The sequence below is a fragment of the Mucilaginibacter sp. FW306-07-L genome (genome assembly GCF_058782065.1).
Genome location: NZ_JBYSXI010000001.1, coordinates 395,476 through 410,835, shown reverse-complemented (window position 1 = coordinate 410,835; position 15,360 = coordinate 395,476). Strand labels below are relative to the sequence as shown.

The following is a 15,360-nucleotide window of genomic DNA, read 5'->3' as shown; positions in this document are numbered from 1 at the left end:
ATTAGTTTTGCGATAGTCCTTTAAGCCGCAATAGGCATAAAGGGCATTTTTTATTATATTTGTTTAAGCCTTACATTTATACCCAATGAGTACAACAGCAGAAAAACCCAACCAAATCCACCATGGCCGCAACGTGAAACGCTTTCGCGAAATGCTGGGTCTGAAGCAGGAAGCACTGGCTTTCCAGTTGGGCGGGGATTGGAGCCAAAAAAGGGTTTCCCTGCTGGAAGCAAAGGAAACCATCGAGGAAGAATTACTGGCGCAAGTAGCAGCTATCTTGAAAGTGCCTGTTGAAGCTATAAAAAACTTCGACGAGGAAAAGGCAGTTTACAATATTCAAAATAATTACGACAACGCGGCGCATAACATCAATTACAATTTCAATCCTATTGAGAAAATTGTAGAACTTTATGATGAAAAAGTGGCTCTTTTAGAGCGACTTCTCGCTAGTGAAAAGGAAAAAGTAGAGCTTCTCAAAGGCAAATAGACTTAATCCAGTACCGAAACATTTTTAACCATTTTTGGCATTTATACCTTTTTTCTAACAGCTAGAACAATAAAACTTTCATTAGCATATTCCGGTGTATCTAGGGTTAGGTTATCCCTTATATTTCCGTACCTGCAATAATATCTTTTCCTGAGAGCTTGTATTAATTGATATACAATTCATAGTTGTAGAATTGGATCACGATGCTCTCAATTTGCAGGCTTATGACTGGTCAATCGTGTTTATCAAATATAAGTTTAATCGGCTTAAAAATAAAGCCCCCAATCCACTCGCTGCCCCGGGCCTTTAACCTGCACCTTATCACCATTATTTGATGTAACGTCATGAAAGCGGAAACCATAAAACTTTTCTTGTTGTGAGGCACAAAACCCATGATTCGGTAGACAGTCCGGGTTGTCCTTACAAACCTTTTTTCTTGATGCTCTGGCGACCCTACATATATTTATTAGTGTAGAATCAACTTTAAATTCCTCCGTGGGTTTATTCATCTCTATGTTAATGAACTCACATAGTTTTTCGATATCATCTTTAAGCCGTCTACGCCTGTCGTTGTATTGCCTACGACTTAATAATCCTCCAAAGCTTTTTTTCATTATTTTGGATAATAAGAAGTTTTCACTTTTATAGCCTTCTATTGCTGCAATGATATTAGGGCTATAACATCGAGGTCTGTAAATTTGGTTTGGGATACGGGTTTAACTTGGTTATAAGCAGGGCATGTCCTCGCTTAAAATTTTCATTAGTATGTGTTGAACTTTATTAAAATTTGCTTTTAAATAATGCACCCGACAGCGGTTGTCAATTGGGTTAATGCCGGTATAATCCATATGATATATTCCAAGTTTTTTGTGACATGAATGAGGAACGTGGATATCATAAATAACTGGAGCTTAACCATTAATTGAAATAATCGCCCTCATAGACAACTAATTAACTATTAGTCCTGATTTTTTAATAATTTTTTTTTAGATAAAGTTTGTGAATATATTGCATCATAAACCTTATCTAAAATGTTCATAAACAATGATTCAGACTCGGAGAACGTAACAGTTCTGGGCACTTACCATCCGTATAGAGTTTTAGGTGCGAGAAATCCTAAATTTGATGCTTATAGCAGTAGCATATTAAATGTTAAAAATCTTATTGATTTAGATATTCAACGATTTTATACCCGAATCAACGCATTAGTCACAACGGGCATTCCAATCTGTTATGTACCTTCATGTGATTCAAGTAAGTCGGATAGTGGAATTAGGCGATTAGCAATAAAACTAGCTCAATCGAATCGCATTGACGCAACTGGATGCTTAATTAGACATACTACTATTCCCAAACTTGCGAGAGGAGGAAACAGGAATATACGTGTTCATCTTGATTCAATTAGAGTTGAAAGCCCATCTTTTATTAAAGGCAAAAGAGTTTTATTGATTGATGATGTTACAACAACTCACAACTCACTGACCGCATGCAAGCAATTATTACTTGAAGCCGGAGCTTCTGAAGTTTATTGTTTAGCTTTAGGTCAAACAGCATTAGATTAATATTTTTGTAAATGCCATTATCTAAGGAATACATATTAACGCTTTTAAAGACACCGAAAATAGGTCCAGCATCGATAAAGACCATCAATCGATTTTCCAATTTTAAAGTAACGTCAGTAGACGATTTGCTAGATGTTATAGTGGATGCAAAAAAAGCTCACCCAAGGATAATATTGCCTAGTAAAGAAGATTTATTAGCTGCAAATCTGTACGCCCAAAGGATATTTGATTCTTGCAGTAATATTGGTGTTACTCCAATCTCATTTAACGATGAAAACTATCCAATTAAGCTTATGCGGCTGGATGATTATCCCGTTATGATATATACCAAAGGCGCAATATCAGCAATAAATTCTCAATATTCTGTTGGCGTAATCGGTACACGTGAACCAAGTTCTTATGGAATTAAGGCTGGTAGACGTATCTCGAATATAATAGCACGACATGGTTTTTCAATTATTAGTGGTCTAGCAATTGGATGTGATACGGTCGGGCACCTTGGGGCTTTAGATGCCAATGCCCCAACGGTAGCTGTTTTAGCAAGTGGGGTTGATATAATCTACCCGAAAGAAAACCAGTATTTAGCAGACAGAATTATCGAGCAAGGTGGTGCATTATTCTCAGAATATGAAGTTGGATTCAGACCTCAAAAATCATCATTTGTTGAAAGAGATAGACTGCAAACGGGTTTAAGCGATGGATTAGTTGTTATTGAAACCGATATGCAAGGGGGGACTATGCATGCTGTTAAAGCCGCACAAAAACTGAACGTCCCGCTAGGATGCATATCTGGACATCCTGAATCTTTACAGGATTTTGCCAAAACTCGAGGTACAAAATATCTGATAGAAAACGGAGCCGCTTCTCTAGGTAATGTAGACCAAATTTTTTCTTTCATACAAAAACTCAACCCCAATATCACCGAGTTTATTCCGGAAGATAAATCAAAAGAAGTAAATGTCAATAAAGTTACGATTCCAGCACCTCAGATAAAAAATATAACTGACCCAATACCTGATATAGTTGGAGTTACATATGATGCTCATGCGAAGGCAGATGCTATTAATGTTCCTGCTTATACTGGACCAGTAGGAAGTGCGAGGTTTTTTGGTGGTGGCGATGCTACTAAAACCCAACATAAAGCTGACTCCTATATCGATTTGTTCGAAAAAATAGCTGAGTTAACTGACATTATGGCCCAAATGCTTGTACAACAGGAATCAATGGCTAAGATGTTAGCAAATATCCTTGAACAACAATCAACTTCTAAAGAAAAAGCGATTAAACAAAAAAGACCTAAAAAAGAAGAAAATCACCCTAAACTATTGTGAAAAAAGCAGTAATATTTGACCTAGACCAAACTTTATTAGATACTGATAGTGTTAAGCATTTAAGAGATGCAAGAAACTGGTCTGAAATTTATAAGCTAATACCAACCTTATCAGCTTACGAAGGAATTGACCAAATAATGCAATTTCTTTATGAAAATGATATAAGTATCGTGGTAATAACAACTAGCCCCGGTTCTTATTGCACCAAAATAATAAATCATTGCGGATGGAAAGTAACGGGACAAATATGTTATCACGATGTGTCAAGAAGAAAACCAGACCCAGAATCCTTTATAAAAGCAATAAACGATTATAGATTGGATATTAAACAAACTATTTCTGTGGGAGATAGAGACATCGACATTCAAGCTTCTAATGCTGTTGGAATACCATCTATTGCATGTCTTTGGGCAAGTCCAAATAAAAATGCCTTGTTAAAAGCTAAACCAACTTATACAGCAGACGATACAGCCGAACTATACCAATTAATTAAAGCTTTTTTTCAACCACGCATCCAATAATATGAGTTTCCCTGTAGCCGATTGGGAGGCAATCCCATTGGAAACTTACAAGGCTTTGTTGATTGAAGTCAAAGAACGATTCAGTTCAACTACTGAAGAAGTAGTAAGCTGCACTGATAAATCAATCAAGTGCTTATTGGCTTTTGTGACTTTTGTATTTGGAGTGGGGGTATTTCTATTAACGAATAATTACGATTTACATTGGTTATGCTATGTGTTAATTATAGGCTTTTCGGCTTACAACGTGTATTTAGGTTACAGAACTATTCGATTAAGACCATCTCACACAGTTGGACTTTTACCTGACAATGTATTATCAGTAGATTTCAACCTCAATACTGGCTTTTCGCATGAGGAAAAGGAAAAGCTATTTTATTATAACGCCATACTTACCTATACCACGAAAATAACAGAGGGTACAAGCGACAATGCAAAGAGAGCCAAAAAATATGATAACTTCTTTGCATTGACACTCTTGTTAGTATTGGTTATAACAATATTAGTTTTCTACGCTATTTCTTACCACCCCTCGTCTGTAGGGTCTTAATAGGCAGCTTAGTTTGTGTTGTTGCTTTAGCCATTATTATTTCTTGTCACCTTTCGTTGAAGTGGTTCTAACGGGAGATGTTACCTGTGTTGTATCTTTTGCCATACCTTTCGAATTTGTATCTGAAAATGTACCCACTACTTTAATTGGTGGTGTGGTTTGCGTTGTTTTCTTCGCCATTCGCTTTAATATCAATATCTGTTACGCCAGTTGTAACAACAATTTTTACTGGAGGAGCGGTGACTGTAGTGTCTTTTGCCATGATTTATAATTTGATTAAATATGAGTCGCTTATATTCAAAATTAGCTATCACTAATCAAGTTAGTATAATTACTTTTCAACAACGACGGTCTACAACTACGTTATAACTTGCAAATTAGACAAAGTAATATATATTTTAAATAGAAGATTGAATAAAGTATTTTAAATTACTTAGTTTTTCAATTAAGCCAACTGGTAAAATTTATGGAACTTACCGTCTGTTCATTCTTGCCTTCTTCTGCCTATGCCGATCTCTTCCATAAATTGCTTCATCATCCACATCGTCGCTAATACTGATGTTCAAAGCAGTATCCAGCCTATCAGATTCAGGATGGCTGTCAGCACTATGAAGTAAATCAGCACCCGGTGATTGGCTTTGCTTTTTTTCAATTCCCATTCTATCGATTCCTGCCGCTGTATGATCTGCCGCAAAAACGGCTGGTTGATAGCCGTCTTTTCGGTCAGTTCCTTTATCGTTTGTAGGAAGTCCTTCAATGCGGTGTCCATTGCCAACGGTTGCTGCGGGTTTCCACTGTTCGTATTTTCCTCTTGTCCTATCGTTTGCTGCGCTAATCGTCGCGCCGTCTCTGCTTTGTTCATAGTCGATGTGTTTTAATATCTCGTTCCATTTGAAGCGGTTACCTAATGCCTGTCCGCGTATCTTGAAATCATTGTGGAAATAGGTAATGCCGCTTACCCTGCCTGTCGATGCCTGGTTAAAAAGTAAAGAAATGCCATGCCGCTCGCAACGCTCGATAAACTTCTGTATGCTGACGCGGTGGGATGGCAGTAAAAGTGATAGCTTCTCCTGGAGTAAAAGCTTTTCAGAAGCCTGGCCCGTTCGGTTTATCATTTCCAGCTCATCCTTGGTCGGTGCGCGCTTCGCTGTTAAGTTGCTTTTTTCGAGAGGTAGCTTGTTAATCCGGTCTATTGTTTCAACGTTATTGCCGTCCGTTGTTAGGTGTCTGTTGGGTTCAATAGTTATATGATTATCGCGATGCCCAGTCCGCGTGTTACTGTGATTGCTTGTTGTAGAGTTATGCAAATTTTTGAGGTTATTGCTATGCCGCTCATTGGTTACACGATGCGCTGATTCTACCGTTATCAGGTTATATTGTTCTTCCAGCTTCCTGATTATTGCCTCACTTTTCCGGTAGTTATTGCTATCTGAAACAACGCTGCCATCGAAGCGAACGCGATTAACTAACAGGTGTAAGTGTGGGTGATCAGCATCAAAATGGCGGTAGATCATATACTGGTTATCGTCGAAGCCGTTTGCTAACAGGTATTCGTGCGCGATCGTCAATAGCGTTTCGTTGTCAAGTCGGTCATCTTTATGAAAATTCAGGCTGGTATGGTAAACATAACGATTAACCGACGGCCGCAGGCTTCTGACCATTTCCACTTCCTGCTTAATTCCCCAATGATCAATAGCCGTAAAATTACTGTCCAGCAGTATCGCCCGCTTGCTTATATCCGGGTCAAGCGCTTTCTTTTCATTATATCGAAAAGCCCCCATGAAGCTCCTACCGATCTTTTGGCTCGCTATCATACAGTAGAAGTTTTAAGATGAGTTGCTGCTGCTCACGGAGCTGCAATAGCGATGATCGTACGTCCAGCGGAAACTTTCCAGAATTGGCGTGTTTCGCAAGCTGGTTGATATTGTTCCCGATCCGCTTCAGTTCGATGTAAACTCCGATATCTGTTTTTGCAATCTTCGGTTCGGGAAATTTGCCTTTTAATAATTTATCACGTACAAGCCGGTAGGTAGATATGCCGCAATTTTTGGACGCCTCCTCAATGCGAAGCCGTTCCCGGCTGTTTAGCCGGATAGTTATCTTATATGCTCGTTTGTTCTCGTCGGGTACCTTTGGTCTTGCCATATTCACTTGATGCTATCGCTGCGACATTACCAACAACATCGCTGCAATAATTAAGCGTAACAGGCAGCCCATTTGTTACAAGCTAAAAAGCGGTTTGAATAGTATTGTACAGTTTTGATATGCGGAACGAAGTGAGGTATATCGGGTCCGGGTACCCCGGCAAGACGTTTTGGGCTGCCCTAAACATGGCTTGCTTGCTTCGCTTACTTCACCTAACGATAATGTTAAGTTATCCTTTATTAAAAGGAGAGGATGTATAGTTTGACACTTTAACGATATCAATTATTATCATGTGAAACTTGCATGGTGAAATGGACTCCATAGCCGAAGATGATCCGGTCATTATTGAGCGTATCCAATCAGTTAGGCAACTAGCACGGACAATAATTTTAAATTGGATAATGAAGAAAAGATTTGAAATATCAATTAAATCCGGATCCCTGTAACCCTGAATAGGAATGGTTTTATGAACTGCCGGGCGACACCTAAGAACGGTTCTTTAGGACTTAAAAAAGCTTTTAATTTCACTAACTCTTGCTGGAGCATATCGTCTACAAGCGGATTGACCCCGATTCCGATGGAGTTTTGTAAAGTAATACAGTTTTGGACAGTCCGCATTTGGGATTTGATCTTCGTAATTAAAAGTGCCCGATCTTCCACCAAATCTTTGCGTTGCAGCGCGCAAATATCAATTGTATGAATGCCTTTTTGATTTGAAGTGCCTTTAATTTTTTTTGATTTAATAATGCCATTAGGTTTAAAATAAAGAAATACCATGGGGTCTTCTGCACATGGGTCTATGAGATAGCGAACCTTTTCTTCTGCAGCAAAATTACATGTTGGGTTAGTTAGTCGATTTTGATCATCAGCTAAAGGAAATTGATTCATTTTTCCCGTAACGCGGTTTCCTACACCGGCTAATTCAAACGTGTTTTTCCGGTTACAGTTTGGGCATGACAGCAATAAGTTTTCCCATTTTGCGGCTAGCCAATAATAACCTGGTTTAATAACATTTCCATCGGGACCAATCCCTCCTTTAGGCCTGAAATGCTCGATATCGCCGGTTGTTACCGTAACTAGGCGCGCCTCGCAATAGGCGCATTTGCCGTTGAAGAGCTTTTTAATTTGCTTTTTAACGTCTTTAGCTTTGTATGCGGCGTAATTAAATGGCTGACTCGCATTAAGCGCGCTTTTATAAAATATAATTGCCCGAACGGTTTCTTTCCTAGCAGAACCTCCTTTTTGTTTTAGAGAAGCGGGCACGGATACCTGAGTTCGGTCAATATAAATCATAGCTTAAATTATTCCAGCATCCTCCCAAATACGTTTTACGTTCTCGATAATTGCATCACTAAGATTTGACCGGTCGATTATTCTTTCGCTATCATAAGCTTTTGCTAATAGCGCGTCTATTACTCTATACATCATGTCTTCCCGCAATGTGTTTCCAAAGTGCTTCAGCTCCTTAAGTTTCAAGGTGAGTATCTTTAGGGTATTGTTTTCTTCTTCTGTCAGTTTTTCTTTAGCTAGCAATTTATAATATTGATCAAATAACACCTCAGTGGCAGGATCGTTCGTACTGAAAAGCCCAAAAAACTCGGAGGTCAGCAATTGATCAACTCTAAAACCTTCGGGCGATGGAAGATCATTGAGGTATAAAATCTCTTTGGTATCCTCGTCTCTTTTCAAAACGATTGTTTCATCCTGCTTTAAGCCCCTCAGACAAAGTGGATCGTGGCTAGTAACAATGAATTGTACCCTTGGAAAGATATCGCGCAACTGTTCAACGATTCGCATTTTCCATCTAGGGTGTAGATGGGTCTCCAATTCATCAACAAGCACAACGCCTTGCGCTTCTTCCATCGTAGCACCATCCCGTTCGAGAATTTGCATGATATCTACAACCAAAGCAATAACACTCTTGTAACCATCACTCATTTTATCGAGTGTGCTGATCGATCCATTGTGGGTAATCAATATTTCATTAGCAGTGGCGCTCTGTTCGATCACATCCTCATTTCGCAAGAGCAGGGCTTTTTTTAAACTGCGGGCCATATACTCAAATCTTTCAGGCGGTAATTGATGTAACCAGCCTGTTGCATCATTTAACGCTATCGTGGGATCGAAGAGATTTTGAATTCGGGCCTGCCCTTCAGCGATTTCTGGTTGAAGCTTCCCCTGCTGCATAAGCCTGGTAGAGCCATAAGCTAATAAATAGTTGCCGAAATTTGTTTCTGAGTACCGAAAAGAATGAGCGTCAAAACGCAGGCTCACAACGTCCCTCTTGCCAACTAATTTTATCTTAACATAACCACTTTCACTGTAGTGATTTAAAAAGGAAGTTGGGCTGATATTCCAACGCTTACAATATTCATTACCCGCCAAGGCAAGAGCGATGGCTTGAAGAATTGAGCTTTTGCCTAAACCGTTTTCGCCAAGAAAAAGTAACCAACCCGCGCGCTCATTTTGATGAGATTTAAAAAGAAGGTCTATTCTTTTAATCCCTTTGAAATTTTTGATCTGAATACGTTCGACGCTATCCAGTTGACTGAACAACGCCGAATTTTCACTGTCGATTGTTTCTGTAGGTTTTGAGATGCTCGCGGTATATTTTCTAAAACTACGCGCATTATCTAGCGGGAACTCTAGTTGCGTTTTCAGACCTTTATTATCTCTAAGAAAACGAATAACGTAGCGACCTATATTTACATCTTCAGCCGACCATTTAAAAAAGAAATACCGTTTTAGGCCGGCAAACTCCAGTCCGCAATTCGTCTTAAAAACCGCCAGGCAACGTTCTTGTGGTACTTGTTCAACAACGCTTTTATTGGGAGCATGCTTATAGATCAGTGATGCAGTGCGAAGTAAGTCAAAATCTGCCCGGTATAATTTGAGCGCTCCTTTGCGGGCTTTTACCAGGTTTTCCCGGTTCAACTTCAAAATTTCTATGGTGATTTCTCCACGCTTGCTGCAGGCAAGTACTTTGCCATCATCATTAAAGTAAAGGTGTTCTTGTGGTTCGTCATAACAGGGATCTATTATAGACGGGTTTTCCTTCAATAGGTCGATACCAAACGTATGCGGCTGAGCACGTATGCCCGTGATCGGGAACCACGTTCCTTTTTGAAAACTACACTCAGAACATGCCAAATTAAGGTTATCCCATTCGTAAGCGAGCCACCAATAGTGGTCATCGTAAAAATCCCTGTTTAAACCGCGTGCACCACGTTGCGGTCTAAAATTGTCAGCCGCAGATGGTGAGAATGAGCCAAGCTTTGATTCACAGTAAACACACTTTTGCTCGAATTCCTCTTGCAATGAAACTTTACACTCCGAAGGTAATTCGGGAAATCTGAAATTATCCTGCCTGCGCTCTGACGTTTCCCTTTTGTAAAAATCATTAACAATGCTTTTTAACCCATATATGGATTCTGAAGCAAAAGACACAGGCGGCGCCGAACGGTAATGTCTGATCATCTTCTTAGGAATGTCGTTGTGAGAATAGTTCTAAAGCTTTTGCTGATGGGTAGGTAGACAATGAAGCAATGCCCTGTGCCAACTCCATAGGCAATAAGGCACCGGCGTATTTATTACTTAGAATTTTAGGCAAAGTAGCAATGATGTTATTGATCGCAATCAACTTATCCACTGCTGGCGAAAGCACACTTTCGTACGTTTCTCCCGTCGGGATATTAAGCAGCAACTTATGGAAGTCATCAAATTTAATAAAAACCTTGGCACCATAATTCGTGTACTCGCCATAAACACTATCGGTATTCGTGTGGAATACTTCGTTTTTGATATATTCGCTATCCGGTATGAAAACAGAACCTTCGGGGGCAGCATCAGAAATTATGCTGAAATGATCATAAAACACCCCTGATTTTTCATATCCGATCATAGCTACTTCATAGCCATTTTCTTTTGCAAAAGAGAAGAAACGTTGTATTGGAGCTTTTAGTTTAGACAAAGTAGCGCGTAAAGAGAGGGGGCCTTCCTTGATCATCAAGCTGCTGCTTAAATTGGCTTTGTTATTTTCCCAGAAATAACGAATCGGTGAGAAAATCATCAGTGTTTCGCAGACGGCCATATAATCCGTGGCCACTTGATTAGGAGCGTAATCTTCTTGAGTGATGTTGAAATGCAGACCAAAAAGATCTGTAATCAACAATTCTTCGGCGCAATTTGAACATTTCCCTTTTTCTTGGTCATAGCTTAATGTCGCGACGTTTTCCCCACAATGCGGACAACCAAAAGGTGTAAGCCCTTTCGCAGTGTCCCCGGTCCATTTTTCATAAGCAATCCACTTTAGCGTTTTCATCATATCACCACTCAGCGAATTATTTAATCCTGCATCATTGATGGATTCAAAAATTATTTCGCGAATACTATTAAGCAGGTTTTTCCCAGGCACAAGTACATGGCGCAAGGGAAAGGCAGTCGAATGGAATAACGCCGAATCCTTCATAAGATCGCGAATAGCGAAAGGGCTAGGGTTCCGCTGATCGAGTTTAGAGATCGCGTATTGATCCAACCTTAATAAAGCCGATTTAACGAAGGCGATAGCTTTGTAAGGCGGAGTCATCGACTCGATCGCCTTATAAGCACTACTGGACGAAAAAATGATACTCAGGGGTTTTCCCGCAACGGGCAACGGTTGCCAGTTAGCCTTTAAATTATTTTCAGGGTATCGGACATCTTCAAAATTGGCACAAAGTTTCTTTACCAAGGGACTGCTGATAACCTCCAAATGGCCTAACTTACTTTTCTTTTCGGAAAATACCTTCTGCTGACTCATCGCTTACGTGGTTTTGGGCTCAAACAGGCGGGCTTGCATCGAAACTACGAAACGATGGGATCTGGTCAACATCCTCACAAAACCGACCGTTTTCGCTTTCAAAATATCTTCCTTGATCGATTCATAAGCCACATTGATTTTTGCCAAGCGATTGACATCATCGGTGGAGGCCAAGTGAAGCACGAAAAAGTTTTCGGTTTGAGCCAGCAAATCCGAGTTCACCGTGGAAGGAGATTGCGTTGAATAGACCATTCCGATGTGGTATTTCGCACCTTCTTTTGCAAGTCGACGATAAATTTTGGTGTCATCGCTGTTATCGTTATATCCAAATAAATTATGAGCCTCCTCAAAATAAAGTTGAATAAAGTGATCACCGAGCTTATTATTTGTAAATTTTTCTGTTTGACGGTTGAATACGGCAGAAGAAAGTTCACGAGAAAAATACTTCATAACTTCCTCATTCGCATTACCCAAATCAAGAATGACGGTGCGGCCGTTGTTTAGTTCCTCTAATATTTCGTTTACAAAATTGCCGGCCTCATGATCGTGATACTTTCTCAACGACTGCAGCATCCCGGGACCGGCGGCAACCGCAGATTGCGGGATAAAAAAATCAAATAAGGCATTATCGTCTGCATCGAATAAATCTTTACCTTTTGTAGAACTTTGAAGTTTACTTTGTCTGTCCTTTTCAATTACAGGTCTTAAATACTTCGCTAATGAGTCCAGACCAACTGGTTTCGGCCATTTGGTCTTATCGTCGCCGAATACGGTTTTGCAAACATCATCGCTAAGTCCCATATCAAAGGCAAGCTTACTGCTCAAAGTGGATTCATCTGCACTAAAGCCAGCAGCATGTAAGATTGTCCAATAAATCAGAATTTTCCTGGTTGCCCGTAATTTTTCACCTCTCTGCATCTCGTTTAATTGAGCTAAAGAGGGCATGTCCACTGACAAAAATCGCTGGATATATATCGAGGTTTTTCCAGATTCGCTCAAAAGAGTGCTTATAATGCGATGGGAACTTTCCGGGTGCTCATAAAAGTTGATTTTAAGCGGCTTAGAGGGCGTTTGATCTTTCTTTGTTAAGGCGTATACCGTACACGTGTTAGGATAGGCTCCTCTTATCGACAAATTCTTATCCTGGGGATTATCGTTAGCGTACTCGCCATTTATATCGAATATCAACTGCCCTACTTTTTGAGCAGAAGTTTCAATAATGCTTTGCGCAATCAACTTAACTACGTTACTTTTACCTAAGCGGGTTTTACCGAACATAGCAGTACGACAGCCCCGAAAATCATCGGTGGATAAAAATATCTTCACATCCGGTTGGGACTTCCCCGGTAATGGCAGGCGTGATTCCGTGAGCCTTAGTTTCCCAATTTGAAATCTATTAGTTTGCGGGACTATCGCATTGTTGATCAAATGTAGTAAACTATTATCGGGTGCGTAGATTTTATATTTATGGGCACTGACATAATTATTCAGGTCGCCTGAAAATTCTATTTTGGTATTATCGCCCGGGTCAACGTAGAACATACCTAGCACTTCCGTCATCAGCGCCCCCCATTGCAACTGATTTTCCGTAAACACATCGAGTTCAGGCATAGAACGCTTATGAAGTTCAAAAAAAGTCTGCTGATCTTCACTCGAAAGTGGTGTAGGTGCCGCGTCCAATACGCGCAGGATCGTAAAATGTGGAGAAAGCAATTGGCCTTGATATTCATAACTATCCGGGCACATGATTAACAAAGAATTACGGGGAACACCGCCCACATTGACCTTAAAATTATCTGTGGTCGTGATTTTAATCTTGTCGTAACCAATATCAAGCACATAACCTACGAACCTTAATAAGTCATATGCTTTTGCTACTTCGTATTGCTTTTCCTTTTTCAGAAATTCTATCAGATCACGTAACGGGTTTCCAAGATTGCCGGCTTGTTCAAAAAATCCTTCCATTCCTAATAATTTGATATCAAAACTTCATTTGAGTTATTAGAAAAAACGCCAACCACGTTACTGGTACCTTTAGGTATCGTCCGGATTTTGAATCCATCGTAGAGATTGCGGATATCTGGGTGGGCTGAATTGGTCATTAGCCATTTGACATCGCTGTCAGCAGATACTTGTTTCAATTTCGCGGCCAGTCGTTCCTGCTCGGCGAAAGTAAAACGTCCGTTAATGTAGTGCGCGTGATCCATTTCTTTTTCACCTGGCTTGTAGGGAGGATCGAGAAAAATGAAGTCACCAGCCCTAACACTGTTTAAGGTCTTATGAAAATCACCGGAAATAATGTCTGATTTTCTTAAAAGTTTAGAAAGATCGATTATATTCTCGTGTGAAATTACCCATCGGCGTTCCTCTCCACCGTAGCCAACATTAAAATCCCCCTGTAGGTTATGACGCCACATACCCTTGAAACAGGTTCTATTAAGGTATAAAGTCCGGGCGGCTCTGTAATAAAGCGGAGCATTTTCACTTTTTTCATTCCTGATTTTATAGTAACCCGACTTACCAGAAGGAAATGAATAATATGTGGCGTCTTAAAAAAGATCAAATATGTTATTTATAAGGGAGATAAATACAACATTGAATTTGATACGGCCCTTATTGGTAAGGAAATATTCTATAATAATTCAAAAAATGAGCTGACATTCAAGCGCATACCTCAAGAACTTGCTGATCAGATCAAGTAGTTGTCATGTTGAGGGAAGTCGTAAAGCTTATTTTAAGTGCTGGTACTACATTTCAAGATGGGACGGTATTTGCAAGTGGTGTCTTAGTAGATAGCGACATGGAGAAAGTCATCGATTTTTTGAATGATCGAGATATTATTGAAAACACCAATTACGAGAATAAACTTGGCAACACAGTTGATTTGGAACTATCTATATCTGGATTAAACAAGATTGGTTACTACCAGACGAAGGATGATCTAATCCAAAAAAACCGCTATAAATACCCTTCAGATTTGTTTTGGGTAGCTGATTTGAGACATTTTAGCGATGAATTAATTGCTGCCTTTTTCGGCAAATTTGAATTAACAATTCGTTTGATCGACGCCATAATTCAAATTGCGAAGCATAGTTATACAGATGTTGATCTTGATTATGCGCTGATTACAAATGATGATAAAGCGCTGCTAATTCCGTTGAGATACAGTTCAGGCCAGGTTGACGCACTTAGTGTTGTTGATTATGATCAGATCAACTTAGTGATCGGCGTTTTTGAAGATACTAATACAGAAAAGAAACTAATTTTTGTAAATGAATTAATTGATTATTTATCGCCTGTCACTGAACTCGAGAGATTTGGAACACTCCTGAGAACGGTTGCCGACTTCACAGATAAATGCCAAAATGCTTACCAATATTACCTGCGTGATTTTTCTTACAATAAGCTCAAAATCGAACTCGACTCTAAAGCGTTGGAGTTTACGCAAAAGATACAAGGCGTTATCAACGATTCGCAGACAAAATTAGTTACAATTCCCACAGCATTTGTTTTGGTTTTTGCTGCCTTTGATTTTGAGGATCTAAGCTCGGTGAAGAATCTGATTGCCGTCGTCAGCTTATTTATTTTCGCTATACTTATACAGGTGTTCCTTAATAACCAATACAGTTCACTTAATTTCACAGCCGCCAATGTTGCTGCGTATAAGGAAACTTTCTCTCTGCATAACATCGCTAAATTTCAAGACAAATTTACTGTGGTTGATGAAGAACTTAACAAACAACGTGGCAGATTGTGCTTGATCACTTGGGTGCTTTGGGCTATCCCTTCAAGTTTGCTTGTCATTTGGTGTATTTTATTACTAAGCTACCATCCTGCACCACATTAACCATAAAAGATTTAGTTGAACATATTTTTTCAATCTACAGCGTTCCAAAAAGTTATATGCTCAATCAATAAAAGATAACTATTTATTATCATTGATAGTTAGGAAGCAAGTAATCAAATCCC

General features: G+C 39.6%; 14 protein-coding genes and 1 pseudogene. 7 read left to right on the top strand and 8 right to left on the bottom strand.

Annotated elements, in window-relative coordinates; translation table 11 throughout:
• Positions 1-85: 85 nt before the first annotated feature.
• On the top strand, positions 86-487 hold the full coding sequence (locus AC3WJC_RS01790; protein WP_492397355.1) for a helix-turn-helix transcriptional regulator: 402 nt from the start codon (positions 86-88) through the stop codon (positions 485-487).
• A 266-nt stretch (positions 488-753) separates the two neighbouring features.
• On the opposite strand, the gene AC3WJC_RS01785 is transcribed toward AC3WJC_RS01790, so the two are convergent.
• Positions 754-1,101, bottom strand: a complete 348-nt coding sequence (locus AC3WJC_RS01785) for a hypothetical protein (protein WP_492397354.1) — start codon at positions 1,099-1,101, stop codon at positions 754-756.
• Between the two features lie 417 nt (positions 1,102-1,518).
• Here AC3WJC_RS01785 and AC3WJC_RS01780 point away from each other — a divergent pair, with 417 nt between their 5' ends.
• Genes AC3WJC_RS01780 through AC3WJC_RS01765 form a run of 4 tightly spaced genes read left to right on the top strand, consistent with a single transcriptional unit; the run spans position 1,519 to position 4,448 of the window.
• The gene (locus tag AC3WJC_RS01780) at positions 1,519-2,049 is read left to right on the top strand and encodes a ComF family protein (RefSeq protein WP_492397353.1); all 531 of its coding nucleotides are present in this window, start codon (positions 1,519-1,521) and stop codon (positions 2,047-2,049) included.
• An 11-nt stretch (positions 2,050-2,060) separates the two neighbouring features.
• Positions 2,061-3,380 carry a DNA-processing protein DprA gene (locus AC3WJC_RS01775; RefSeq protein WP_492397352.1) on the top strand — a complete coding sequence of 440 codons (1,320 nt, stop codon included), beginning with the start codon at positions 2,061-2,063 and terminating at the stop codon, positions 3,378-3,380.
• On the top strand, positions 3,377-3,901 hold the full coding sequence (locus AC3WJC_RS01770) for an HAD family hydrolase (protein ID WP_492397351.1): 525 nt from the start codon (positions 3,377-3,379) through the stop codon (positions 3,899-3,901). The genes AC3WJC_RS01775 and AC3WJC_RS01770 overlap by 4 nt, the downstream gene beginning before the upstream one ends.
• A 1-nt stretch (position 3,902) precedes the next feature.
• The gene (locus AC3WJC_RS01765; RefSeq protein WP_492397350.1) at positions 3,903-4,448 is read left to right on the top strand and encodes a hypothetical protein; all 546 of its coding nucleotides are present in this window, start codon (positions 3,903-3,905) and stop codon (positions 4,446-4,448) included.
• A 473-nt stretch (positions 4,449-4,921) separates the two neighbouring features.
• On the opposite strand, the gene AC3WJC_RS01760 is transcribed toward AC3WJC_RS01765, so the two are convergent.
• The 7 genes and pseudogenes from AC3WJC_RS01760 to AC3WJC_RS01730 all read right to left on the bottom strand — a co-directional run.
• Positions 4,922-6,262 carry a relaxase/mobilization nuclease domain-containing protein gene (locus AC3WJC_RS01760; protein WP_492397349.1) on the bottom strand — a complete coding sequence of 447 codons (1,341 nt, stop codon included), beginning with the start codon at positions 6,260-6,262 and terminating at the stop codon, positions 4,922-4,924.
• A complete protein-coding gene (locus tag AC3WJC_RS01755) occupies positions 6,237-6,593 on the bottom strand; it encodes a MobC family plasmid mobilization relaxosome protein (protein WP_492397348.1) in 357 nt (118 codons plus the stop codon). Before AC3WJC_RS01755 ends, AC3WJC_RS01760 begins: the two co-directional genes overlap by 26 nt.
• 426 nt (positions 6,594-7,019) lie before the next feature.
• Positions 7,020-7,886, bottom strand: coding sequence for a retron system putative HNH endonuclease (locus AC3WJC_RS01750; protein ID WP_492397347.1), 867 nt, complete (start codon positions 7,884-7,886; stop codon positions 7,020-7,022).
• A 3-nt stretch (positions 7,887-7,889) separates the two neighbouring features.
• The gene (locus AC3WJC_RS01745) at positions 7,890-10,070 is read right to left on the bottom strand and encodes an AAA family ATPase (protein WP_492397346.1); all 2,181 of its coding nucleotides are present in this window, start codon (positions 10,068-10,070) and stop codon (positions 7,890-7,892) included.
• A 4-nt stretch (positions 10,071-10,074) separates the two neighbouring features.
• On the bottom strand, positions 10,075-11,391 hold the full coding sequence (locus tag AC3WJC_RS01740; RefSeq protein ID WP_492397345.1) for a hypothetical protein: 1,317 nt from the start codon (positions 11,389-11,391) through the stop codon (positions 10,075-10,077).
• A gap of 3 nt (positions 11,392-11,394) precedes the next feature.
• Positions 11,395-13,356: an ATP-binding protein gene (locus AC3WJC_RS01735; RefSeq protein WP_492397344.1), complete on the bottom strand. Its 1,962-nt coding sequence runs from the start codon at positions 13,354-13,356 to the stop codon at positions 11,395-11,397.
• Positions 13,357-13,358: 2 nt separating this feature from the next.
• A pseudogene (locus AC3WJC_RS01730) lies at positions 13,359-13,901 on the bottom strand (DNA adenine methylase); the annotation flags it as partial.
• Positions 13,902-13,925: 24 nt separating this feature from the next.
• Here AC3WJC_RS01730 and AC3WJC_RS01725 point away from each other — a divergent pair.
• A complete protein-coding gene (locus AC3WJC_RS01725; RefSeq protein ID WP_492398979.1) occupies positions 13,926-14,093 on the top strand; it encodes a nucleoid-associated protein in 168 nt (55 codons plus the stop codon).
• Positions 14,094-14,098: 5 nt separating this feature from the next.
• The gene (locus AC3WJC_RS01720) at positions 14,099-15,238 is read left to right on the top strand and encodes a hypothetical protein (protein WP_492397343.1); all 1,140 of its coding nucleotides are present in this window, start codon (positions 14,099-14,101) and stop codon (positions 15,236-15,238) included.
• Positions 15,239-15,360: the final 122 nt, after the last annotated feature.

What these genes read in the sequence shown, in the direction of transcription:
- AC3WJC_RS01775 (WP_492397352.1), top strand. Translation starts at nt 2,061, where the DNA reads ATGCCATTATCTAAGGAATACATATTAACGCTTTTAAAGACACCGAAA.
- AC3WJC_RS01780 (WP_492397353.1), top strand. Translation starts at nt 1,519, where the DNA reads ATGTTCATAAACAATGATTCAGACTCGGAGAACGTAACAGTTCTGGGC.
- AC3WJC_RS01785 (WP_492397354.1), bottom strand. Translation starts at nt 1,101, where the DNA reads ATGAAAAAAAGCTTTGGAGGATTATTAAGTCGTAGGCAATACAACGAC.
- AC3WJC_RS01790 (WP_492397355.1), top strand. Translation starts at nt 86, where the DNA reads ATGAGTACAACAGCAGAAAAACCCAACCAAATCCACCATGGCCGCAAC.
- AC3WJC_RS01755 (WP_492397348.1), bottom strand. Translation starts at nt 6,593, where the DNA reads ATGGCAAGACCAAAGGTACCCGACGAGAACAAACGAGCATATAAGATA.
- AC3WJC_RS01720 (WP_492397343.1), top strand. Translation starts at nt 14,099, where the DNA reads ATGTTGAGGGAAGTCGTAAAGCTTATTTTAAGTGCTGGTACTACATTT.
- AC3WJC_RS01745 (WP_492397346.1), bottom strand. Translation starts at nt 10,070, where the DNA reads ATGATCAGACATTACCGTTCGGCGCCGCCTGTGTCTTTTGCTTCAGAA.
- AC3WJC_RS01765 (WP_492397350.1), top strand. Translation starts at nt 3,903, where the DNA reads ATGAGTTTCCCTGTAGCCGATTGGGAGGCAATCCCATTGGAAACTTAC.
- AC3WJC_RS01760 (WP_492397349.1), bottom strand. Translation starts at nt 6,262, where the DNA reads ATGATAGCGAGCCAAAAGATCGGTAGGAGCTTCATGGGGGCTTTTCGA.
- AC3WJC_RS01750 (WP_492397347.1), bottom strand. Translation starts at nt 7,886, where the DNA reads ATGATTTATATTGACCGAACTCAGGTATCCGTGCCCGCTTCTCTAAAA.
- AC3WJC_RS01735 (WP_492397344.1), bottom strand. Translation starts at nt 13,356, where the DNA reads ATGGAAGGATTTTTTGAACAAGCCGGCAATCTTGGAAACCCGTTACGT.
- AC3WJC_RS01740 (WP_492397345.1), bottom strand. Translation starts at nt 11,391, where the DNA reads ATGAGTCAGCAGAAGGTATTTTCCGAAAAGAAAAGTAAGTTAGGCCAT.